Consider the following 23,290-nt stretch of genomic DNA (forward strand, 5'->3'; position numbering starts at 1 on the left):
CGATGGCCGCAGTCTTGGCGGATGCAGGGCGGGCCCTCTGCGCCAGCGCCATGCTATCAAAAACAATAGCAATTATGCCGTACGCAGGCGCTCCAGCGCCGCAAGCATACGCGCCTCCGCTGCGGGCAACTGGGCAGCCAGCGCCGCTTCCAGCCCGGCATTGCGCGGGCGCTGGGCCGAAGCCCAGACGGGTGCGGGGAAATGGCTGTCCTCCGCGAAGCGCGCAATCACATGCCAGTGCAGATGCGGCACCATATTGCCCAGGGTCGCCAGGTTGATCTTGGCCGGTGCGGGCTCCAGCGCACGCAGCGCCAGCTCGACCGCCATCACCGCGTCCATGCACCACTGGCGCTCAGACTCGGACAGATCCGAGAGTTCAGCCACATGCGCGCCCCAGACCACGCGGTAGAACGCGGGAAAACCGGCCTCGTCGGCATGGATGACGCGCAGCAGGGCGCCGCCCCAGGCGCCCTGCCAGACCAGGCGTCCACCCTCGGTCTGGCACAGCGGGCAGTCGGAGTCGGAGTTGCCGTTGGCGGCCGTCATACCAGCACCCGTTCGATGCCGCCCTGGTTGGCACGCTGCACGTACTCGGGCATCCAGTTCTCACCCAGGATCTCGCGCGCCATCTCGACCACGATGTAGTCGGCTTCGAGCAGGCCGTTTTGCAGATCGTCCTGGTAGCGGTTGAGGCCCTGCAGGCAGCTGGGGCAGCTGGTGAGGATCTTGACGTTCTCCTTGGCCTGCACCTGGCCGGACTCGCGCAACTGCGCTTCGCCCTTGCGGATTTCCTCGGTCTTGCGGAAACGGATCTGCGTCGAGATATCGGGACGCGTAACCCCCAAGGTGCCCGATTCGCCGCAGCAGCGCTCGCTCTTCAAGACGTTGTCACCCACCAGCGCCTTGACGGTCTTCATCGGGTCCTGCTGCTTCATCGGCGTGTGGCAGGGGTCGTGGTACAGGTAGGAGCTCTTGCCTTGCAGGGTCACACCCTTTTCCAGCAGGTACTCATGGATGTCGATGATGCGGCAGCCTGGGAAGATCTTGTCGAACTGGTAGCCCTGGAGCTGGTCGTAGCAGGTGCCGCAGCTCACCACCACGGTCTTGATGTCCAGGTAGTTCAAGGTGGTGGCCACGCGGTGGAAGAGCACCCGGTTGTCGGTGATCATCTTCTCGGCCTTGTCAAACTGGCCCGAGCCGCGCTGGGGATATCCGCAGCACAGGTAGCCCGGCGGCAGCACAGTCTGCACGCCGGCATGCCAGAGCATGGCCTGCGTGGCCAGACCGACCTGGCTGAACAGGCGCTCGGAGCCGCATCCGGGGAAGTAGAACACCGCCTCGGTCTCGGAGGTGGTGGTCTTGGGGTCCCGGATGATGGGCACGTAGTCCTTGTTCTCGATATCGAGCAGCGCACGCGCCGTCTGCTTGGGCAGGCCACCGGGCAGCTTCTTGTTGACGAAGTGGATCACCTGCTCCTTGAGCGGCGCGGTGCCCACGCTGGCGGGCGGGTGCGCGGTCTGGCGCTTGCCAAAGCCCTTGAGCACATCGACCGCCAGGCGCTGGGCCTTGAAGCCCACGCCCACCATGGTCTTGCGCAGCAGCTTGATGGTGTCCGGGTTGGTCGCGTTGAGCATGGCCATGGCCACCTTGTTGCCCGGACGGAAGCTCTTCTTGCCCATCTGGCGCAGCAGGTTGCGCATGTTCATCGTCACATCGCCAAAGTCGATCTTGACCGGGCAAGGCGTGGCGCACTTGTGGCAGACCGTGCAGTGGTCCGAGACATCCTCGAACTCCTGCCAGTGGCGGATCGACACGCCGCGGCGCGTCTGCTCTTCGTAGAGGAAGGCCTCGACCAGGAGCGAGGTCGCCAGAATCTTGTTGCGGGGCGAGTACAGCAGATTGGCGCGCGGCACATGGGTGGCGCAGACCGGCTTGCACTTGCCGCAGCGCAGGCAGTCCTTGACCGAGTCGGCAATCGCGCCGATATGGCTTTGCTGCATGATCAGCGACTCATGCCCCATCAGGCCAAACGATGGCGTATAGGCATTGGTCAGGTCGGCATACATCAGCGACTTGCGCGATTTGTCGCCCGCATAGGTCTGCTCCAGCAGCAGACGGCGCTCTTCGGGGCGCAGCAGCTTGCCCTTGTTGAAGTGGCCGTGCGGGTCGATCTTGGCCTTGTACTCGGCAAAGGGGCGCAGCTCGTCGTCGCTCAAGAACTCCAGCTTGGTGATACCGATGCCGTGCTCTCCCGAGATCACGCCATCGAGGCTACGCGCCAGCGCCATGATGCGGGCCACGGCGGCATGCGCGGTGGTCAGCATTTCATAGTCGTCGCTGTTGACCGGCAGGTTGGTGTGCACATTGCCATCGCCCGCATGCATGTGCAGCGCGACAAACACGCGGCCCTTGAGCACGCGCTGGTGGATGGCCACCACCTCGTCCATGATCGGCTTATAGGCCGAGCCACCAAAAATCGCGGCCAGCGGCGCGCGCAGATCGCTCTTCCAGCTGGCGCGCAGGCTGTGGTCCTGCAGCTGGCGGAACTGCTCGGCCACGCCATCGAGCCAACCCTGCCAGCGGTTGCGCACCTCGGTGACCAGCACCAGCGCCTGCGCGACGCGGTCTTCGAGCAGCTCGGCGGACGGGATGTCGTTGGCGTCATCCTGCTTACCCAGCGGCAGCTTGCCCTTGGCAAAAAAGTCGTGCAGCGCGTCGCAGAGCTTGATCTTGTTGTTCAGCGACAGCTCGATGTTGATGCGCTCGATGCCATCGGTGTACTCGGCCATGCGGGGCAGCGGAATCACCACGTCTTCATTGATCTTGAAGGCATTGGTGTGGCGGCTGATGGCGGCGGTGCGCTTGCGGTCCAGCCAGAATTTCTTGCGCGCCTCGGGGCTGATGGCGATAAAGCCTTCGCCGCTGCGCGAGTTGGCGATGCGCACCACTTCGCTGGTCACGCGCGCCACTTCATCGGGGTTGTCGCCGACGATGTCGCCAAACAGCACCATCTTGGGCAGGCCGCCGTGCTTCTTGCTCTTGGTCGCATAGCCCACCGCCTTCAGGTAGCGATCGTCGAGGTGCTCGAGCCCGGCCAGCAGCACGCCGCAGCGCTTTTGCTCGCCAAACATATAGTCCTTGATCTCGACGATCGAGGGCACGGCATCCTTGGCATTGCCAAAGAACTCCAGGCAGACGGTGCGGGTGTGCGAAGGCATGCGGTGCACCACCCAGCGCGCGCTGGTAATGAGGCCGTCGCAGCCCTCTTTCTGGATGCCCGGCAGGCCCGAGAGGAACTTGTCGGTCACATCCTTGCCCAGGCCTTCCTTGCGGAACTTGTAGCCCGGTATGTCCAGGCGCTCGGTGCGCACCAGGGTCTTGCCGTCGGCCTCCAGGTATTTCAGCTCGAAGCTGGCCATCTCGGCGTCGTGGATCTTGCCCAGGTTGTGGTCCAGGCGCGTGACTTCCAGCCACTGCGCATCGGGCGTGACCATGCGCCAGCTCGCCAGGTTGTCCAGCGCCGTGCCCCAGAGCACGGCCTTCTTGCCGCCGGCATTCATCGCGATATTGCCGCCGATGCACGAGGCCTCGATCGAGGTCGGATCGACCGCAAACACAAAGCCGCCGCGCTCGGCCGCATCGGCTACGCGCTGGGTCACGACACCGGCCTGCGACCAGACGGTGGGCACCAGGTGGTCGATGCCCGGCAGCGACACCATCTCCACCTCGGACATCTTCTCGAGCTTCTCGGTATTGATGACGGCACTGCGCCAGCTCAGCGGAATCGCGCCGCCGGTGTAACCGGTGCCGCCGCCGCGCGGCACAATCGTCAGCCCCAGGCCGATACAGGCCTTGACCAGCACGGCCATTTCCTCTTCGGTATCGGGCGTCAGCACGACAAACGGGTATTCGACGCGCCAGTCGGTCGCATCGGTCACATGGCTCACGCGCGAGAGGCCGTCAAACTTGACGTTGTCCTTGGCGGTGAGCGGTTTGAAGGTGCGCTGCACCTTGCGGCGCAGCTCGGTCGCCTCCTGCAAGGTGGTGTCGAACTCGGACACCGCCACCTGCGCTGCGGCAATCAGCTGCCCCACCAGTGCATCGCGCGCCGGGTCCTCGGCGGGCGCGCGGCGCTTTTGCACTTCGGCCAGGCGGTGCTCCAGCGCTTCCACCAGCTGCTTGCGGCGGCCCGGGTTGTGCAGCAGGTCGTCTTGCAGGTAGGGGTTGCGCTGCACCACCCAGATATCCCCCATGACCTCGTAGAGCATGCGCGCCGAGCGGCCCGTCTTGCGCTCCTGGCGCAGCTGGTCGAGCAGATCCCAGGCCTGAGCGCCCAGCAGGCGAATGACGATTTCGCGGTCAGAGAACGAGGTGTAGTTGTAGGGGATCTCGCGGAGACGGGCGGGCCCGTCAACCTGTGCTTGCAAGCTTGCCAGCGCAATCGGTGCGTTCATGTGTGGGGACCTGTACGGGAGCGGGCGCTCCCTTTTATGGGTAAGCAGTGGGGCCACCGATTTTATGACACCGGGCTTGCACCCATGGCTGCCCGTTTTAAAACATGGTACGCCGCAGTCTGGCTTTGCCGCACTGCACCAGACGGTCTTGAGCCCATCCCAGTACCCGCCGGCGTCAGCGCGTACTTTTTCCTATTTTTTCTTATTTGATCGAAATTGAGCATTTCGAACCCCGCACCCGCCTCTACCACAACTGTTTGACAGTCCCATGTGACAACCCCAAAGCGCTGTCGCGTCTAAACCCCTAAGGTTACACTTTTCTCTCGAATACGAATGGCGGCTGAACTACAATCGTAACGCCTTGTATTTGTTGACGCTGTGCGGACGGGCGCTGGCTTTCCCCAGTTGCCTAAAACCAGCGGATATGCCACAACGTCACAGAACATTCACAAACGCCACATACGATTCGTTTTTGAGCGTTTTATAAACCCCTAGGAGCATTCATGCACTTCAAGCGTTTGGTCATCGCTGCCGGTATTGCAGCCACTACCAGCCTGTCCGCCCATGCCGTCACCGAGATCCAATGGTGGCACTCCATGACCGCCGTGAACAACGAATGGGTCAACGACCTGGCCAAGGAGTTCAACGACAGCCAGAAGGAATACAAGGTTGTGCCAACCTTCAAGGGTGTGTACGACGAGTCGATGACGGCAGCGATTGCAGCCTTCCGCTCGGGCAATGCGCCCCACATCCTGCAAGTGTTTGAAGTGGGCACCGCCACGATGATGGCCTCCAAGGGCGCCACCGTGCCCGTGGGTAAGGTGATGTCCGACGCCGGCGTGTCCTTCGACCCCAAGGCCTACATCCCAGCCGTGGCCGGTTACTACACCGCACCTAACGGCCAGATGCTGAGCTTCCCGTTCAACAGCTCGACGACCATCTTCTACTACAACAAGGACGCCTTCAAGAAGGCCGGTCTGGACGCGGAAAAGGCGCCCACCACCTGGCCTGAAGTGTTCGCTGCTGCCAAGAAGCTCAAGGAAAGCGGCCACAGCTGCCCGATGACGCTGGCCTGGCAAGGCTGGACCCAGCTGGAGTCCTTCTCCACCTGGCACAACGTCGAGTTCGCGACCGAACAAAACGGTTTGAGCGCCAACGGCTACAAGGCCCGCCTGAAGCTCAACTCGCCCCTGCACGTCAAGCACATCGACAACCTGGCCGCTGCGGCCAAGGCCGGTGAGTTTGTCTACAAGGGCCGTGCCTCCACCGCCCAGGCTTCGTTCACCGCGGGTGAATGCGCGATGATCCAGACTTCGTCCGGTTTCTACGGCGACGTGGCCAAGAACGCCAAGTTTGCCTATGCGCTGGCACCCCTGCCTTACTACCCTGACGTCAAGGGCGCGCCTCAGAACACCGTGATCGGTGGCGCATCGCTGTGGGTGATGGCTGGCAAGAAGTCCGAAGAATACAAGGGCGTGGCCAAGTTCTTCGAATTCCTCTCGCAAACCAAGGTGCAGGCCGCTTCGCACCAGCGCACCGGCTACCTGCCTGTGACGATGGCCGCGTATGACCTGACCGAGAAGTCCGGCTTCTACCAAAAGAACCCTGGCACCGACACCGCTGTGACCCAGATGATCCGCAAGGTGACCGACAACTCGCGTGGTATCCGCCTGGGCAACTACGTACAGATCCGCACCATCGAGGACGAAGAACTCGAACAGGTCTGGGCTGGCAAGAAGACCGGCAAGGAAGCCCTGGACTCCATCGTGTCCCGCGGCAACGAACTGCTGGCCCGCTTCGAAAAGTCGTACAAGCCTTAATCCTTTCATCACATGCGCCCACCCTGCACGCGTAGGGCGGGCGCAGTCGATGAGCCATCGCCCGGCGGCTGCCCTCAGCCCCGGCGGTTTTTTTGTTTTTGAGCTCCATCATGGAAAAACGCGTACTTTTCCGCTCTAAATGGCTGCCCTGGGTGTTGATTGCACCGCAGTTGCTGATCATTGGCATTTTCTTTTTCTGGCCCGCTGGCCAGGCTGTGCTGCAGTCCTTCCAGATGGAAGACGCCTTCGGCATGAGCACCGAATGGGTGGGGCTGGATAATTTCCGCAACCTGTTCGCCGACCCCACCTACCTGAATTCCTTCAAGCGCACCGCCATGTTCTCGGTGCTGGTCGCAGGCGCGGGCATTGCCATCTCGCTGGTGCTGGCCATCTTTGCCGACCGCATCGTGCGCTTTGCGATGGTCTACAAGACCTTGCTGATCGTGCCCTATGCCGTCGCACCTGTCATTGCCGGCGTGCTGTGGGTGTTTCTGTTCTCGCCATCCATCGGCGTGGTCACCTATTACCTGGGCAAGCTGGGCTACAACTGGAACCACATGATGAATGACAACCAGGCGATGGCGCTGATCGTCATGGCCTCGGTGTGGAAGCAGATTTCCTACAACTTCCTGTTCTTCCTCGCGGGCCTGCAGTCCATCCCCAAGGCGCTGATCGAAGCGGCATCGATCGATGGTGCCAGCCCCTGGCGCCGTTTCTGGAACATCCAGCTGCCGCTGCTCTCGCCCACCACCTTCTTCCTGCTGGTGATCAACATCGTGTACGCGTTTTTCGACACCTTCGGCATCATCGATGCGGCAACGCAAGGCGGCCCTGGCCAATCGACCTCGATCCTGGTCTACAAGGTCTACCAGGACGGCTTCAAGGCGCTGGATCTGGGCGGCTCTGCAGCGCAGTCCGTCGTGCTGATGCTGATCGTCATTGTGCTGACCGTGGTGCAGTTCCGCTACGTTGAAAAGAAAGTGCAGTACTGATCATGGTTGACCGCAATCCCTGGCTCAATTTCTTCTCGCACGCCGTGCTGGTGCTCGGCGTGGCGATTGTGGCATTCCCGCTGTACCTGGCCTTCATCGCATCGACCCACACGGCGGACGCGATCGTGCAGTCCCCCATGCCGCTGCTGCCTGGCGCCCACCTCTGGGAGAACTACCAGGCCGCGCTGTTTGGTTCGGGCAAGCTGGGCTCCAACACCAACGTCATGCACATGATGTGGGTGAGCTTCTGGGTGGCGATGATCATCACCGTCGGCAAGATCGCGATCTCGCTGCTGTCGGCCTTTGCCATCGTCTACTTCCGCTTCCCCTTCAAGATGATCTGCTTCTGGGCGATTTTCCTCACGCTGATGCTGCCCGTTGAAGTGCGGATTCTGCCCACCTACAAGGTCGTGGCGGAACTGGGCCTGCTCAACAGCTATGCCGGCCTGACCTTGCCGCTGATCGCCTCGGCCACCGCCACCTTCCTGTTCCGCCAGTTCTTCCTGACGGTACCCGATGAGCTGGTGGAAGCCGCACGCATCGATGGCGCGGGCGCGATGCGCTTTTTCAAGGACATCCTGGTGCCGCTGTCGCGCACCTCGATCGCTGCGCTGTTCGTGATCCAGTTCATCTACGGCTGGAACCAGTACCTGTGGCCCTTGCTGATGACCACCTCGGAAGACATGTACCCTGTGGTGATCGGCATCAAGCGCATGCTGGCCGGTGGCGAAGCCGCTGTGGACTGGAATATCGTGATGGCCACGGCCATCCTGGCCATGCTGCCACCGACCCTGGTGGTGATGCTGATGCAAAAGTGGTTTGTCAAAGGTCTGGTGGATACCGAAAAGTAACCCCTCGCCATCTTGTCCCTCCACCATCTTTGACCGATACAACGAAACCTTCTTATGGCTTCCATCTCTCTCAAGAATATTGTCAAACGCTACGGCACCGGCAAATCGGCCGTGCCCGTGATCCATGGCGTCAATGCCGAAATCAAGGACGGTGAATTCATCGTTCTGGTGGGCCCCTCGGGCTGCGGCAAGTCGACCCTGCTGCGCATGATTGCCGGCCTCGAAGAAATCACCGGCGGTGACCTGATGATTGGCGACAAGATCGTCAACAACCTCGAGCCCGCCAAGCGCAACATCGCCATGGTGTTCCAGAACTACGCGCTCTACCCGCACATGAGCAACTACGAGAACATGGCCTATGGCCTGAAGCTCGCCAAGGTGCCCGAGGACGAGATCAAGCGCCGCGTGGACAAGGCTGCCAAGATCCTGGAGCTGTCGCACCTGCTGGACCGCAAGCCGCGCCAGCTGTCGGGCGGCCAGCGCCAGCGCGTGGCCATGGGCCGCGCCATCGTGCGCCAGCCCCAGGTCTTCCTGTTTGACGAGCCGCTGTCCAACCTGGACGCCAAGCTGCGCGGCCAGACCCGCATCGAAATCCAGAAGCTCCACGCCGAGCTGGGCATCACCAGCCTGTTCGTGACCCACGACCAGGTCGAAGCGATGACGCTGGCCCAGCGCATGATCGTGATGAACGGTGGCAATGTCGAGCAGTTCGGCACGCCCGAAGAGGTCTACCACACCCCTGCCTCGACCTTTGTGGCCGGCTTCATCGGCTCGCCGCCGATGAACCTGCTGAAAAATTCTGCCAATGGCAAGGCCGGCCAGATCCTGGGCATCCGCCCTGAGCACATCGACCTGGTGGACTCGGGCGGCTGGGAATTCCAGGTGGAAACCGTGGAACTGCTGGGCGCCGAGCGCCTGCTGTACGGCAAAGTGGGCGGCGAGCAGGTCACCGTGCGGGTGGAAGAAGGCACGCCCTTCCCCAAGCCCGGTGAAGTGGCGCGCATCAGCGCACGCGAAGACCGCCTGCACTGGTTCAATGCGGATACCGGCAAGCGCATCTGAGCGTGGCAAGGCGATGAGCACAACGGCCACGCCTTGGCTCCCGACCTGAACGCTTGAACACCAGCGCCCAAGTGCAGCACTTGTGGCGCTTTTCTTTTTCTCATCGAGATTGATATGACGCTTTCTAGCAACTGGCCCTATCCACGCTGGGTGGCCCACCGCGGCGCAGGCAAACTGGCGCCTGAGAACACCATGAGCGCCTTCCGCCTGGGCGCCGCGCACGGCTACCGCATGTTCGAGTGCGATGCCAAGCTCAGCCGCGACGGCGTGCTGTTTCTGATGCACGATGCGGACCTGAAACGCACCACCAATGCCCAGGGCACGGGCAGCGACCTGAGCATGGGTGAGCTCGCCCAGCTCGATGCCGGCAGCTGGCATTCGCGCAGCCATGCGGGCGAGAACCTGCCCACCCTCGAGGCGCTGGCCCGCTGGTGCCTGGCCAACCAGCTCTTTCTCAATGTCGAGATCAAGCCCACGCCCGGCCAGGAGCTGGAAACAGGCCGTGCCGCCGGTGCGCTGATGAACCGCATCTGGCCGCAAACCGTGGTGCCGCCGCTCTTTACCTCGTTCAAGGCCGATTCGCTGCGCGGCGCCCGCGAAGTGGCAGCGCATATCCCACGCGGCCTGCTGGTCGACAAGCTGGCCGATGGCAGCGGTGACGCCGAGCTGCAACTGGCGCTGGAACTGGGCTGCCAGGCGCTGGTGCTCAACCATGCGCTCTGGGATGCCGCGTTGGTGGCCAAGGTCCATGCCGCAGGCCTCTACTGCAGCAGCTACACCGTCAACGACGAATGGGCCGCGCAGCGCCTGATCGACCTGGGCACCGACGGCATCATCACCGACCGGGTGGACCTGTTCAGCCCGGCCCAGGATGGCCCACGGCTTTGAAACACTAAGTGCGCTAGATGCTATATTTTTTATAGCTATACAAAAGCCCGGTCATACCGGGCTTTTTGCGATGGGCCTGCTGTGTCAGTCCATCTTGGTGCCCGAGGCCTTGACCGCCTCGGCCCAGCGCGGCATCTCGCCAGCCAGGAACTGGCTGAACGCCTCGGCACCGAGAAAGGCGGGGTCCGCGCCCTGCTCCACCATGCGCCCGCGCACATCGGGCATCTGCATCACCTGGCCAAAGGCGGCGCTGAGCTGGTTCACCACCGCTTTGGGCGTACCTGCGGGTGCGAGAAAGCCATAGAAGCCCACGACCTCAAAACCCTTGAGCCCGCTTTCAATAGCAGTGGGCACCTCGGGCAGCGCCGGGTTGCGCTCCTTGCTGGTGACGGCCAGCGCACGCACCTTGCCCTGCTTGTGGTAGGCAGCGGCCTGCGGAATGCTCTCGGCCATGAACTGCACCTGGCCGCCCACCAGATCGGTAAAGGCCGGCGCACTGCCCTTGTAGGGGATATGCACCAGGTCCAGTCCGGTGGCGCTCTTGAACATCTCGGGCACCAGGTGGCTGATGCCGCCATTGCCGGCCGAGCCAAAGTTGACCTTGCCCGGGTGGGCCTTGGCGTAGCTGATGAACTCCTGCAGGTTCTTGGCCGGCACCTTGTTGTTGACCAGCAGGGCCAAGGGCTGCATGGCCGTGCGCGCCACCGGTGTGAAATCGCGCAAGGTGCTGTAGGGCAACTTGGGGTAGAGCGCAGGGTTGATCACCATCACACCGGTATTGGCCAGCATCAAGGTATAGCCATCGGCTGGCGCCTTCATGACATCCTGCGCCCCGACTGCGCCACCGGCACCAGGCTTGTAGTCAACGATGATGGGCTGGCCCAGCACGCCCTGGAGCTTGTCGGTCAGCAGGCGGGCATGCTGGTCCAGCGGGCCGCCAGCGGGAAAGCCGATGACCACGCGCACGGGCTTGGTCGGAAAAGGCTGCTGCGCCTGGGCCGCGGCGCTGAACGCCAGCCCCGTGATGGCTGCCAGGCAGGCGTGTGCAATGTACTTCATGGTCTGTCTCCTTGGGTTTGTTATCGGTAGAGAGGCAGGCCGTGCGAACGCAGCCTGCACAGACCCATCATGACCGGCACACCCCGCTTCTACAACCAGCGCCTGTCTCTCATTTTTTCGGATTGACGCCGCACCCGTCAGGCGGTAGTTGCAGTCGCCTCGGCAGCGCGCGCTGCCTTGCGCCGCCACCACAGCCCCAGCCAGCCCAGGCCTTGCACGGCCACGAGCAGCACCAGCATGTCCAGCGCCAGCTGCGCGGCCCACAGGTGCTTGCTCATATCGCGCACGCCTTCGCCCAGCATCACGATGATGACCTGCGAGACCACCAGGAGCGCCAGCAGCAAGCTGCCCACCGCCAGAGGCCGCAAGCGGCCGGCCTGGCGGCTGCGGCTGGCCGCAAACAGTGCCAGTGCCGCCAGCAGGAAGAGGGGCGCCAGCGGCGTGACGATGCGGTCGCGCTGCGCGCTCATGCGCAGCAGCAGGTCGGTGACTGGTTGGGCACCGCCGTCGTGGCGATGGAGGTAGAAGTTACCGGGAAACACATGGAAGTACTGCACGGTGAAATGGCTGGGCAGCGCAAAGCGGGCCAGGCGCCACAGGGTCAGCGGATAGTGCAGATAAGGCCGCAGCACATCGCCCTTGCCCAGCTTGGGCGTGACGGGGTAGCAATCGCGATCTGTGTGCTGCACCTGGGTGCCGCCGAGGCCCGAGAGTGCATTGCCCCAGGCATCGACACCGATGCAGTCCCGGCGCTCGGCCGGCACGCCCAGGCCATCGAGCTGCCCGGGTGTGAGCACCATGTACGAGCCCAGGTAGACGCCATGGTAGGCATTGAGGCTCGCATTCTTGCCGATCAGCAAGGGCACCAGGCACAGCACCTGTACCGCCAGCAGCAGCTTGAGCAGCCCCTTGTCGGGCAGCATGCGCTGCCAGCGGGCGCCCGCCCAGACGCACAACAGCGCCAGCAGCGGCACATAGAAATACTGCACCTTGGCCAGGCCGCACACCAGCGCCCCCAGGCCCAGTCCGACCATCCGCACAGCCCGGCGCGAGGCCAGCAGGCCCAGCAGCAGCAGCGGCAGCGCGATCAGACAGGCGTATTCGGCATAAAAGGATTGGGCCATGCCGATGTTGTGTGCCATGAAGAACACGGCCAGCCAGGCCAGCGCCATGGCCGACCAGCCCAGCGCGCCACGCTGCAGCGCCGCCGCGCATTGCCAGGCCAGCACAGCGGCACAGGCAAGCAGCAGCAGCTTGGCCGCCAGCGCCGTGCGCGCGAGGTCAAACATATTCCCGGGCATAAAGCGCTGCACCCAGCCGGCAAAAGTGAACATGTGCGAGGCCAGCTCCGGATTGCCCGGTGTGCGAAAGGGCCGATCGGGCAGCGCCCAGTGGATGCCATCACCCATGGGCGTCAGGTAGAGGTGGCCCACCACGCGCTGGAAATCATTGGTATCGGCAAATAGCAAGGCCTGCGAGCCCCAGACCAGCACCGCAGCTGCCGCGCCCACCACGAGGCAGCAGATACAGAAAAGCCACCGGGAGCGGTGGCCAGACAAAGGCGTTGTGGTGGTCATCCCACAATTATGTCTGAATTGTAAAGAAACGTATAGCAAGCGCCGCAGAAAATAATAAGAGCCTCGGTATCAACGCCGCCAGCCACCCAGCACCACCCACTGGCTGCTGGCCAGTGCCATCACCAAAAGCGCATAGCCCATCAGGCTGCCGTCGCGGCCCTGCCACAGCAGCGCGACAAAGAGCGCAGCGCAGCCGACCAGAAAATGCAGCGCCAGCTGGCCATACCAGGGCAGCAGCGGCGTGGCCTTGTGTGCAAACAGCCAGCGGGCAAGCACCAGCAGCAGCGCCAAAAAGGCGGCCGGGGCACAGAAGTTCAGCAGATGCCAGAGGCTGGTGGTGGCAAGCATGGAGCGGACAGGTTGATATAAGTCAAGCTGGTACTGATACGACAAGCAATGGATTTACAGAGATTTTATAATCCCTGGCATGGCAGTTTGGGCCCTGGGCATCAACCACACGACGGCACCGGTCGACATTCGCGGCCGGTTTGCATTTGCACTCGACAAGATTGCGCCAACTTTGCAGAGTTTGCGCAGCACGATCTCGGGTGTGCATAGCCACGCCGGTGTGGAAACCGCCATCCTGTCCACCTGCAACCGCACCGAGATCTACTGCGCCGCCCAAGAGCCGGCGCTTGACCACACCCTGCGCTGGCTGGCCCAAAGCGGCGACCTGCCCGCCGAGGCGCTGAAAAACTACACCTACACCCTGCAAAACGACCTGGCCGCCCGCCACGCTTTTCGCGTCGCCAGTGGGCTGGACTCGATGGTGCTGGGCGAGGCCCAGATCCTGGGCCAGATGAAGAACGCCGTGCGTGCGGCTGAAGAAGCCGGCTCGCTGGGCACCACGCTCAACCAGCTGTTCCAGCGCAGCTTTGCCGTCGCCAAGGAAGTGCGCAGCGCCACCGAAATTGGCGCGCACAGCATCAGCATGGCCGCTGCTGCCGTGCGCCTGGCCGGCCAGCTGTTTGAAGACCTCACCAAGATCCGCGTGCTGTTTGTTGGCGCTGGCGAGATGATTGAGCTGTGCGCCACCCATTTCGCGGCCAAGCAGCCGGCCCACATCACAGTGGCCAACCGCACCTTGGAGCGCGGCGAAAAACTGGCGGGCCACTTTGGCGCCAGCACCATGCGCCTGGCCGATCTGCCCGACCACCTGCACGAATACGACGCCATCATCAGCTGCACCGCATCGAGCCTGCCGATCATCGGCCTGGGCGCGGTCGAGAGCGCGCTGAAAAAACGCAAGCGCCGCCCGATCTTCATGGTGGACCTGGCCGTCCCCCGCGATATCGAGGGCGAGGTCAAGAACCTGGGCGATGTCTACCTCTACACCGTGGACGACCTGGCCCATGTGGTCAAGGCCGGCCAGGAGCAGCGCCAGGCGGCCGTCGTGCAGGCCGAAACCATCATCGATGCAGGTGTACAGCGCTTCATGCACTGGATGGACCAGCGCGCCCCGGAAGGCGGCGCCGTGCCCTTGATCCAGCAGATCAATGCGCAGGCCGACGTCTGGCGTGCGCTGGAGATCGAGCGCGCAAAAAAGCGCCTGGCCAAGGGCGAAGACATGGACGCGGTGCTCGATGCACTGACACGCGGCCTGTCGCAAAAGATTCTGCACGGCACCATGGCCGAGCTGCACGCGGGCGACGCCCAGGCGCGTGCCCAGACGGCTGACATGGTCTCGCGCCTGTTCCTGCGCAGCCAACGCGGCGGCGGCAACGGCCACCAATCGGGTTTGTAGCGACGCTGCGCGGCTTGGCCGCCCTTTGCTCGCCCTCCTCGCCCCTCTTCTCCTTACTCGGCCTGCACTTTTTTTGATCTCTGCTTTTTTGCAGCGCATGCGCAGGCCCTGCCTTATCAGGTCGCCATGAAAGACTTTCTCCGCCAACAGCTGGAACGCTATGCCGAGCGCCTCAATGAGCTCAATTTTCTGCTCTCGCGCGAGGACATCATGGCCAACATGCCGCAGTTCCTCAAGCTCTCGCGCGAACACACCGATGTCGCCGCCGTGGCCGAGCGCTTTGCGCGCTACCAGCAGATCGAATCCGATATCGAAGGCGCCAAGGAAATGCTGGCCGACCCGGACATGGCCGACATGGCGCGCGAAGAGATCAGCAGCGGCGAGGCCGAGCTGCAACAGTTGGCCGCGCAGCTGCAGCGCATGCTGCTGCCCAAGGACCCCGACGATGCCCGCCCCGCTTTTGTCGAAGTGCGGGCCGGCACCGGCGGTGATGAATCGGCGCTGTTTGCCGGCGATATCACGCGCATGTACACGCGCTACGCCGAGCGCATGGGCTGGCGCGTCGAGATCATGAGCGCCAACGAGGCCGAGCTGGGAGGCTACAAGGAAGTGGTGCTGCGCATTGACGGCGGCGACAACGTCTATGGCACCTTGCGCTTTGAATCGGGCGGCCACCGCGTGCAGCGCGTGCCCGCCACCGAAACCCAGGGCCGCATCCACACCAGCGCCTGCACCGTGGCGGTAATGCCCGAGCCCGATGAGCAGCAGGCCATCACCCTGAACCCGGCCGATCTGCGCATCGACACCTTCCGCGCCAGCGGCGCCGGTGGCCAGCACATTAACAAGACCGACTCGGCCGTGCGCATCGTCCACTTGCCCACCGGCATCGTCGCCGAATGCCAGGACGGCCGCAGCCAGCACAGCAACAAGGCCAAGGCGTTGCAGGTGCTGCAGGCCCGTATCCAGGAAAAAGAGCGCAGCGAGCGCGCTGCCAAGGAAGCGGCGATGCGCAAGGGCCTGATCGGCTCGGGTGATCGCTCAGACCGCATCCGCACCTACAACTTTCCCCAGGGCCGGGTCACCGACCACCGCATCAACCTGACCTTGTACAAGCTGAGTTTCATCATGGACGGTGACCTCAGCGAACTGATGGAAGCGCTGCAGTCCGAACGCGAGGCCGAATTGCTGGCCGAGCTGGAAGTCAACCAATAAGGCCTGCGATGCCCAGCCACCACCCCGGTTTTGCAGGGCGCGCGGCCTGGCGTGCTGCGGGATACATGGCGCTGGCCTTGGCCGCGAGCAGCGCCTCGGCGCAGCTGGCGCGCAAGCCTTCGATGTACGAGGATGGCCGCGCGCCGCAAGAGCTGATCGCCAGGCCAGGCAGCCCCTCACCGGCGCAGGCCATGGGAAACCACAGCAGCCAGCCCTTTGCCGCTGATCTGATGAGCCATGCCGCCTTTGACCAGCTGGCGCGCGTCTACAACGCCGGCACGCCGCTGGCCCAGCCCCATGTGATCTTTGTGATCGACCGCCAGGCACAGCCTGCAGCGCGGCTGTACTTCATCAACACCCCACGCTTTCAGCTGCACGACCGCTTTTTGCGCGAGCAAGGCCTGCTGCGTGGCGGCAGGGAGGCGCTGAACCGCAATTACCGCGATGCAGGGCGCCGCTTTATCCTGGGCACCCTGAGCTGGCAGCCGCAGATCAACGGCTTTGTCTATGAATTCTGGGAAGGCGACCAGCTGACCGCCAGCCTGCTGCGCGAAACCGAGGCCCAGCTGCGCAGCCACTTTTTTGCAGCGGTGCAGTTCAAGGCCAATGCCAGCGCGCAAGAGCAGGTGGCGGTCGCCGCAGGCATCCCCGCAGTGACGCAAAGCGCGCTGATCGGCCAGCAACGCTTTTTGCCGCTGAACACAGGCCAGGCCGTGGGCCACCTGCGTTTGGTAGACGATATCGACCAAGTCCATGACCTGCTGCCCAGCGACATCGTCGTGCTGCGCCAGGTGCCCATCGCGCTGCCGCCTGTGGCAGGCGTGCTGACCGAGCAGCCCTCGACCATGGTCTCGCACGTGAACCTGCTGGCCAAAGGCTGGGGCGTACCCAACGCCTATGTGCGCGATGCCAGCCAGCTGCTGGCGGCGTACAACGGCCAATGGGTGCACTTGGCGGTCAGCGCCAAGGACTACCAGCTGCGTGCCGCCACCGATGCCGAGCGCGACCAAGCCATAACGCGATCAAAAATCAAACGCAGCATCGCCGGCGCCAGCATCCAGAAAGACACCCACAGCACCGCACTGCAGCCTCTGGCCGCCCTGCGCGCTGCCAACCGCCGCCAGTGCGGGGCCAAGGCTGCCAACCTGGGAGAAGTGCGGCATGCGGGCATTGCCGGGGTCAGCGTGCCCCATGGTTTTTGCCTGCCCTTTGGCGCCTATGCCACCGCGATGCAGCGTTTTGGCCTGGCCGAAAAAGTCGCGCGCATGCAGCAGCAGCCGGGCTTTGACAGCGACGCCGCCGTGCGCCGCAATGCGCTGGCTGCGCTGCGCGCCGAGATCGAACAGATGCCGCTCGATGCCGCATTTGCCAGCAGCCTGCAGGCGCGCTGGACCAGCCAGCTGCAGCAGGCCGGCGTGTTTGTGCGCAGCTCGTCAAGCTCAGAGGATTTGCCCGGCTTCAGTGGCGCGGGCCTCTACACCACGGTCCCCCATGTGAAGGGCGAAGCAGCCTTGCTCGATGCCGTGCGCAAGGTCTGGGCCTCGGTCTTCAACTTCGAGGCCTGGGAGGCGCGCCGTGCCGCTGGCATTGCGCAGGATGCCGTCGCGATGGCGGTGCTGGTGCAGCAGGCGGTGGACTCCGAGGCCTCGGGCGTCATGGTCACGCGCGACCCGCTGGGCAGCACCCCGCACAGCATCTTTATCGCCGCCAAGCGCGGCATTGGCATCCGCGTGGTGGAAGGCCGGCGCGTGGCAGAGCAGGTGCTGTACTCGCGCCGCAGCCAGGCCGTGCAGGTGCTCAGCCGCTCGGCCGAGGACACCGAGCTGCGCCTGGCGCCCGGCGGCGGCGTGCAGGAGGTGGCCGTGGCGCAGCGCCAGGTGCTCAGCGATGCGCTGGTCAAACGTCTGGCCCATGCCGGCGCTGCGATCGAAAAGCAGTTTGGCGGCCGCACCCAGGATATTGAATGGGCCATTGCCGGTGACCAGATCCTGGTCCTGCAATCTCGGCCCTTAGTGCAGGCCGCCCGCCCATAAGCGGCAGCAACAGCGAATCGCGTATCGACATGAATGCCTCCACCCCCGACACCCCCATCACGCTCACCCAGGCGCTGGCGCAAGCTGCTGCGCTGGGCATCGCCCGTATCGATGCGCAGATGCTGCTGCTCCACCTCTGCGGCCAGCCCACCCATGCGCGCGCCTGGCTCATCACCCATGATGGCGATCGCCTGAGCAGCGCGCAGACTGCGCAGTGGCAGCAGTGGCTGCAGCGCCGCGCCGATGGCGAACCGGTGGCCTACCTGACGGGCCACAAATGCTTTTACGGGCTGGACCTGGCCGTGGACGGCCGCGTGCTGGACCCGCGCCCCGATACCGAAACCCTGGTGGACTGGGCGCTGGAGCTGCTGCCCGATGCCGCCCCGGGCCAGCCGGCCTTGCGCCTGGCCGACCTGGGCACCGGCAGCGGCGCGATTGCACTGGCCTTGCAGCATGCGCTGCCCGCCGCCGAGGTCTGGGCGGTCGATGCCAGCACCGATGCGCTGGCCGTTGCCCAGGCCAATGCGGCGCGGCTGCAGCTGCCGCTGCGCTTTGCGCACAGCCACTGGCTGTCGGCGCTGCAAGGACCGTTTGATGCCCTCGTCAGCAACCCGCCCTACATCCGCGACGACGACCCGCACATGCCCGCGCTGCGCCATGAGCCGCGCCAGGCGCTCACCAGCGGGGCCGATGGCCTGGACGACATCCGCCATATCGTCGATGCGGCACCCGCATACCTGCGCGTGGGCGGCTGGCTGCTGATCGAGCATGGCTGGGACCAGGCAGAAGCGGTGCGTTCACTGCTGGCCCAGCGCGGTTTTGCCCAGGTGCAAAGCCGCAAGGACCTCGCAGGCATCGAGCGCGCCAGCGGCGGACAATGGCCTTCCGTGAAATAATAGTGACCATGCCCGCGCTTGAACTGCGGCAAAACGCCCGCATTTGGGTAGCTCATCCAAGCGCTGACCCGATTACATTGCAACCCACACGCCCCGACGGAGCCCATCCATGAGCGATACCCAACAACGCATCGACCAGCTGGTCAAAGGCCATGACATCGTGCTGTTCATGAAGGGAACGGCCAGCTTTCCGCAATGCGGATTCTCCGGCCGTGCCATTCAGATTCTCAAAGCCAGTGGCGTGGAGACCCGTGGTCTGACCACCGTCAATGTGCTCGAAGACCCCGAGATCCGCCAAGGCATCAAGGACTACAGCCAGTGGCCCACGATCCCGCAGCTGTATGTCAAAGGTGAATTCATCGGCGGCTCGGACATCATGATGGAAATGTATGAATCGGGCGAGCTGCAGCAACTGGTGGCCACGCTCTGATCGTCTAGCGCCCGAGTTGGCCAGCCGCAACCAAGCCGCCTTGTGAGGCGGCTTTTTTGTGCCCGGCTAGCGCCGCAGACCCGCGTGCAGGGCGGTGCGATGGCAACACACAATGGCCTTGCCCGCAGCCATAGCCGGTCGGCTGGGGTAAGCTTGACACCCGCAGCACCACCGCGCATCGCCCGCCCGCTATGGGCCTCCAGCGCCTGCTGCCAAAAGCACTTGCCAGTCTCCAGACGGGCATGCGAACATTGAACACCGATTCAAACCGGTGGCGCACCGCGCGCCACCACCGCTTTTGCCGAAAAATGTGAGCAGCCGGTCTGCACTGCTCCCACATGGATGTCTATGAATCTTACGCAGAGTCTCTTTGTCATTGCCTTGCTGATCAGCTTGAGCGCCTTTTTCTCCATGGCGGAGATATCGCTGGCCGCCTCGCGCCGCCTGCGATTGCGGCAGATGGTCGATGACGGAGACCCGCGTGCAGAGCGTGTGATGAAGGTCCAGGAGCAGCCCGGTGAGTACTTCACCGTCGTGCAGGTGGGCCAGAATGCGGTGGCCATTCTCGGCGGTATCGTTGGCGAAGGGGCGCTCAGTCCCTTTGTCTCAGGCATCGCCAGCCGCTGGCTGGAGCCGGCCACCGCGCAGACCATCGGTTTTCTGTTCTCGTTCACCGTGGTCACTTCGCTGTTCATTTTGCTCGCCGATCTGCTGCCCAAGCGCTTGTCGATGGCTGAGCCAGAGGCGCTGGCGCTGCGCGTCTCGCGCCCCATGCAGTGGTGCATGACCCTTTTCAAACCCGTGGTCTGGTTCTACAGCAAGGCGGCCGATGGCCTGTTTCGCCTGCTGGGCCTGTCGACGATCCGCGATGAAAAAATCACCTATGAAGACATTTTGGCGATGACCGAGGCCGGCGCCAAGGCCGGTGTGCTGGCCGCGCAGGAGCAGCAGGTGATCGCCAATCTGTTCGAACTCGATACGCGCACCGTCGGCTCGGCGATGACCCAGCGCGACCGCATCGCCTTCTTCTACCAGGACGACAGCGACGACATCATCCGCGCCCGCATTGCCGAGGAACCCTTTTCGACCTACCCGGTCTGCGCCGGGGACATCGACCATGTGGTCGGCTATGTCGATGCCAAGGACCTGTTCCAGCGCGCGCTCAACAACCTGCCGATGAAGCTGCGGGACGAAGGCCTGGTCAAAAAGGCCCTGGTCATCCCCGACCGGCTGACCTTGGCCGAAGTACTGCAGCAGTTCCGCCAGGCGCATGAGGACTTTGCCATCATCGTCAATGAGTACAGCCTGGTGGTCGGCGTGGTCACGCTCAACGATGTGATGAGCACCGTCATGGGCGACCTGATGGGCCCGGTCGATGAGGAGCTGATCGTGCGCCGCGACGAGACCTCGTGGCTGATCGACGGCATCACCCCGATCGAGGATGTGGAGCGAACCTTGCTGCTGGACGACCTGCCGCATTCCGACGAGTACGAGACCCTGGGCGGCTTCTTGATGGTGATGCTGCGCCGCATCCCGCGCCGCACCGACAAGGTGGTCTGGGGCAAGTACCAGTTCGAGGTGATGGACGTGGACAGCTACCGCATCGACCAGGTGCTGGTCACCATCGTGGACCCCAACAAGGTGCCCGATTCACCGCTGCCGCCGGCCACTGGCAGCCTGGTCGCCTGACACCTACCAAGCCTTTAGCCCGATGAAAAAGCCACCGCATGCGGTGGCTATCTTTGTGCGGCAGCGCTGGCAGGCGCCGCGGACCTTCGTCTTCAGGCTTCGACCTTGTTCTCGAACAGCCACTGGCGCTGCGCGCCGTAGACCAGGTTGGGGTAGGTGTCCTTGCCACGGCTGCCGTTGTAGCGGCCCAGCGCCATGAACAAATCGCCCTTCTCGCGGTCCAGGTAGTGGCGCAAAATCACGCAGCCAAAGCGCAGATTGGTCTGCATATGGAACAGCTTGGCCGGGTCGCCATCGCCGATCACCCGGGTCCAGAACGGCATCACCTGCATGTAACCGCGAGCCCCGACATTGGACATCGCGAACTTGCGAAATCCGCTCTCGACCTGGATCAGGCCCAGCACCAGCGATTCATCGAGGCGCGCACGCCGGGCCTCGTACCAGACGGTCTGCAGAAAATCGCGGCGCACTTCCCAGTCCGGTTTGCGCCGGCGCAGGCGGTCGCTCATCGCGCCCAACCAGCGCAGGTAGACGATCTTGGCCTCGGTCGAGACAAACACCGGCTCCGGTGGCGCGGCGCTGCCGATCGCTGCCGTGAGTGCCGAGCGCACCGAGTCGATCAGGGGCTCTTCCAACTGGCCACCGGCCAGCGCAGCCTGCGGCGCAGCCAGCCAGGCGCCTGGCCCGGCCAGCAACGATGCCATGGCCGCGCGGCGTGATACGCCCGCAGGTAAAGCAATGCGTGAGCCTGACATCCTCGATCGATCCCTCTGTGACTGTATTTGTGCTGTGCCTGCGGCAGGGGCTGCGCGTGCAGCCCATGGCCCGCATCAGGCCAGGCGGCTGGTGAGGAAGCTGAACACCTCGTCCACAGGCACCTTGGTGGCGGCGGTCTCGCGGCGCTGCTGGTACTCGACCATGCCTTCTTGCAGGCCCCGGTCGCCCAGCACCACGCGGTGCGGCACGCCAATCAGCTCCCAATCGGCCAGCATCGCGCCCGGGCGCTCGCCGCGGTCGTCCAGTATCACATCGACGCCAGCAGCCAACAAGTCCGCGTGTAGCTTTTCAGCCGCAGTCTTGACTGCTTCGCTGCGGTCCATGCCGATGGGGCAGATCACCACGGTGAAGGGGGCAATCGCGTCCGGCCAAATGATGCCGCGCTCGTCGTGGTTCTGCTCCACGGCGGCTGCTGGCAAGCGGGTCACGCCAATGCCGTAGCAGCCCATTTCGAACTCGCTGGGCTTGCCATTTTCGGCCAGGAAGGTGGCCTTCATCGCCTTGGAGTACTTGGTGCCCAGGTAGAACACATGGCCGATCTCGATACCACGCTCGATGGCCAGCTCGCCCTGGCCGTCTGGCGACAGGTCGCCCGCCACCACATTGCGCAGATCGGCGACCACGGCCGGCTCGGGCAGGTCACGGCCCCAGTTCACACCGGTCAGGTGGTAGTCGGCCTCGTTGGCGCCGCAGACCCAGTCGGCCATCACGGCGACATCGCGGTCCACCACGAGCTTGACGGGCTTTTGCAGGCCGATCGGGCCCAGGTAGCCCGGCTGGCAGCCAAAGTGCTCCTCGATCTCACTCACTGTCGCAAAACGGAAGTTGGCCAAGCCCTCGACCTTGCCGACCTTGATCTCGTTCATGTCATGGTCGCCGCGCAGCAGCAGCAGCCAGACCTGCGAGCCCAGGATGTCGCCCTTGTCATTGGTCTCGTCGGTGGCCAGCACCAGCGATTTGACGGTGTTGGCCAGCGGCAGGTTCAGCAGCTGGGCCACATCGGCGCAGGTGCTCTTGCCAGGCGTAGCCGTCTTGGTCATGGCCTGCACGGCAGCCGCACGGGGCTGGGTGGGCGCCAGGCTTTCAGCCTTTTCGATATTGGCGGCGTAGTCGCTGTTGGGGCAGTAGACAATCGCGTCCTCGCCGGTCGCGGCAATCACCTGGAACTCTTCGCTCAGGTCGCCGCCGATGGCGCCACTGTCCGCACGCACGGCGCGGTACTGCAGGCCAAAACGGTCAAAGATGCGCTTGTAGGCAGCGCGCATGGTCTGGTAGCTGATCTGGGCGGCGTCGCGGTCCTTGTCGAAGGAATAGGCGTCCTTCATGATGAACTCGCGGCCCCGCATCAGGCCAAAGCGGGGACGGCGCTCGTCGCGGAACTTGGTCTGAATCTGGTAGAGGTTCTTGGGCAGCTGCTTGTAGCTCTTGAACTCCTGGCGCGCGATGTCGGTCACCACCTCCTCGCTGGTAGGCTGGATGACAAAGTCACGCGCGTGGCGGTCCTGGATGCGCAGCAGCTCGGCGCCCATCTTGTCAAAGCGGCCAGTCTCCTGCCACAGCTCGGCGGGCTGCACCACGGGCATGGTCACCTCGATGGCGCCGGCGCGGTTCATCTCTTCGCGCACGATGGCCTCGACCTTGCGGATCACGCGCAGACCCATCGGCATGTAGTTGTAGATGCCGGCGCCAAGCTTCTTGATCATGCCGGCGCGCGTCATCAGCTGGTGGCTGGCGATTTCAGCGTCCGCAGGCGCTTCTTTCAGGGTCGAGATGAGAAATTGCGAAGCTTTCATAGTCTATGACAAT

General features: G+C 63.8%; 18 protein-coding genes. 11 read left to right on the forward strand and 7 right to left on the reverse strand.

Going from position 1 to position 23,290, the window contains the following annotated elements; genetic code table 11:
- Positions 1 to 72: 72 nt before the first annotated feature.
- On the reverse strand, positions 73 to 546 hold the full coding sequence (locus F0Q04_RS21400) for an HIT family protein (protein WP_116927063.1): 474 nt from the start codon (positions 544 to 546) through the stop codon (positions 73 to 75).
- Complete coding sequence (locus F0Q04_RS21405; RefSeq protein WP_182343443.1) at positions 543 to 4,454, reverse strand: DUF3683 domain-containing protein; 3,912 nt, start codon at positions 4,452 to 4,454, stop codon at positions 543 to 545. The genes F0Q04_RS21400 and F0Q04_RS21405 overlap by 4 nt, the downstream gene beginning before the upstream one ends.
- A gap of 503 nt (positions 4,455 to 4,957) precedes the next feature.
- Here F0Q04_RS21405 and ugpB point away from each other — a divergent pair.
- From ugpB to ugpQ, 5 genes are all read left to right on the forward strand, one after another.
- Positions 4,958 to 6,274, forward strand: coding sequence for a sn-glycerol-3-phosphate ABC transporter substrate-binding protein UgpB (gene ugpB, locus F0Q04_RS21410; RefSeq protein WP_116927065.1), 1,317 nt, complete (start codon positions 4,958 to 4,960; stop codon positions 6,272 to 6,274).
- Between the two features lie 110 nt (positions 6,275 to 6,384).
- A complete protein-coding gene (gene ugpA / locus F0Q04_RS21415; protein ID WP_116927108.1) occupies positions 6,385 to 7,266 on the forward strand; it encodes a sn-glycerol-3-phosphate ABC transporter permease UgpA in 882 nt (293 codons plus the stop codon).
- A 2-nt stretch (positions 7,267 to 7,268) separates the two neighbouring features.
- Complete coding sequence (gene ugpE / locus F0Q04_RS21420) at positions 7,269 to 8,117, forward strand: sn-glycerol-3-phosphate ABC transporter permease UgpE (RefSeq protein WP_116927066.1); 849 nt, start codon at positions 7,269 to 7,271, stop codon at positions 8,115 to 8,117.
- Between the two features lie 54 nt (positions 8,118 to 8,171).
- Positions 8,172 to 9,179 (forward strand): sn-glycerol-3-phosphate import ATP-binding protein UgpC, encoded by a 1,008-nt coding sequence (locus F0Q04_RS21425; RefSeq protein ID WP_116927067.1) that lies wholly within the window; start codon positions 8,172 to 8,174, stop codon positions 9,177 to 9,179.
- A gap of 114 nt (positions 9,180 to 9,293) precedes the next feature.
- Entirely contained in the window at positions 9,294 to 10,067 is a 774-nt protein-coding gene (gene ugpQ, locus F0Q04_RS21430; RefSeq protein ID WP_182343445.1) for a glycerophosphodiester phosphodiesterase, read from the forward strand.
- Positions 10,068 to 10,151: 84 nt separating this feature from the next.
- Here the strand turns inward: ugpQ and F0Q04_RS21435 are convergent, their stop codons facing one another.
- From F0Q04_RS21435 to F0Q04_RS21445, 3 genes are all read right to left on the reverse strand, one after another.
- Positions 10,152 to 11,126, reverse strand: a complete 975-nt coding sequence (locus tag F0Q04_RS21435; protein ID WP_182343447.1) for a Bug family tripartite tricarboxylate transporter substrate binding protein — start codon at positions 11,124 to 11,126, stop codon at positions 10,152 to 10,154.
- Positions 11,127 to 11,263: 137 nt separating this feature from the next.
- The gene (locus F0Q04_RS21440) at positions 11,264 to 12,703 is read right to left on the reverse strand and encodes a hypothetical protein (RefSeq protein ID WP_182343449.1); all 1,440 of its coding nucleotides are present in this window, start codon (positions 12,701 to 12,703) and stop codon (positions 11,264 to 11,266) included.
- Positions 12,704 to 12,772: 69 nt separating this feature from the next.
- Positions 12,773 to 13,051, reverse strand: coding sequence for a hypothetical protein (locus F0Q04_RS21445; RefSeq protein ID WP_116927070.1), 279 nt, complete (start codon positions 13,049 to 13,051; stop codon positions 12,773 to 12,775).
- 79 nt (positions 13,052 to 13,130) lie between these two features.
- On the opposite strand from F0Q04_RS21445, the gene hemA reads away from it, so the two are divergent.
- From hemA to F0Q04_RS21475, 6 genes are all read left to right on the forward strand, one after another.
- Positions 13,131 to 14,447: a glutamyl-tRNA reductase gene (gene hemA, locus F0Q04_RS21450; RefSeq protein WP_021027824.1), complete on the forward strand. Its 1,317-nt coding sequence runs from the start codon at positions 13,131 to 13,133 to the stop codon at positions 14,445 to 14,447.
- Positions 14,448 to 14,573: 126 nt separating this feature from the next.
- The gene (gene prfA, locus F0Q04_RS21455; protein WP_116927072.1) at positions 14,574 to 15,659 is read left to right on the forward strand and encodes a peptide chain release factor 1; all 1,086 of its coding nucleotides are present in this window, start codon (positions 14,574 to 14,576) and stop codon (positions 15,657 to 15,659) included.
- Between the two features lie 8 nt (positions 15,660 to 15,667).
- Positions 15,668 to 17,692 carry a PEP/pyruvate-binding domain-containing protein gene (locus F0Q04_RS21460; RefSeq protein ID WP_232539430.1) on the forward strand — a complete coding sequence of 675 codons (2,025 nt, stop codon included), beginning with the start codon at positions 15,668 to 15,670 and terminating at the stop codon, positions 17,690 to 17,692.
- Between the two features lie 29 nt (positions 17,693 to 17,721).
- A complete protein-coding gene (gene prmC / locus F0Q04_RS21465; protein WP_182343451.1) occupies positions 17,722 to 18,588 on the forward strand; it encodes a peptide chain release factor N(5)-glutamine methyltransferase in 867 nt (288 codons plus the stop codon).
- 109 nt (positions 18,589 to 18,697) lie between these two features.
- A complete protein-coding gene (gene grxD / locus F0Q04_RS21470; protein ID WP_021027821.1) occupies positions 18,698 to 19,018 on the forward strand; it encodes a Grx4 family monothiol glutaredoxin in 321 nt (106 codons plus the stop codon).
- Positions 19,019 to 19,366: 348 nt separating this feature from the next.
- Positions 19,367 to 20,707: a hemolysin family protein gene (locus F0Q04_RS21475; protein ID WP_182343453.1), complete on the forward strand. Its 1,341-nt coding sequence runs from the start codon at positions 19,367 to 19,369 to the stop codon at positions 20,705 to 20,707.
- Between the two features lie 92 nt (positions 20,708 to 20,799).
- On the opposite strand, the gene F0Q04_RS21480 is transcribed toward F0Q04_RS21475, so the two are convergent.
- Together F0Q04_RS21480 and F0Q04_RS21485 are read right to left on the reverse strand one after the other, a co-directional pair.
- Positions 20,800 to 21,411: a lytic transglycosylase domain-containing protein gene (locus F0Q04_RS21480; protein WP_232539431.1), complete on the reverse strand. Its 612-nt coding sequence runs from the start codon at positions 21,409 to 21,411 to the stop codon at positions 20,800 to 20,802.
- Positions 21,412 to 21,537: 126 nt separating this feature from the next.
- Positions 21,538 to 23,277, reverse strand: coding sequence for a proline--tRNA ligase (locus F0Q04_RS21485; protein WP_116927076.1), 1,740 nt, complete (start codon positions 23,275 to 23,277; stop codon positions 21,538 to 21,540).
- Positions 23,278 to 23,290: the final 13 nt, after the last annotated feature.

Source organism: Comamonas koreensis, from assembly GCF_014076495.1.
GTDB lineage: Bacteria > Pseudomonadota > Gammaproteobacteria > Burkholderiales > Burkholderiaceae_C > Comamonas > Comamonas squillarum.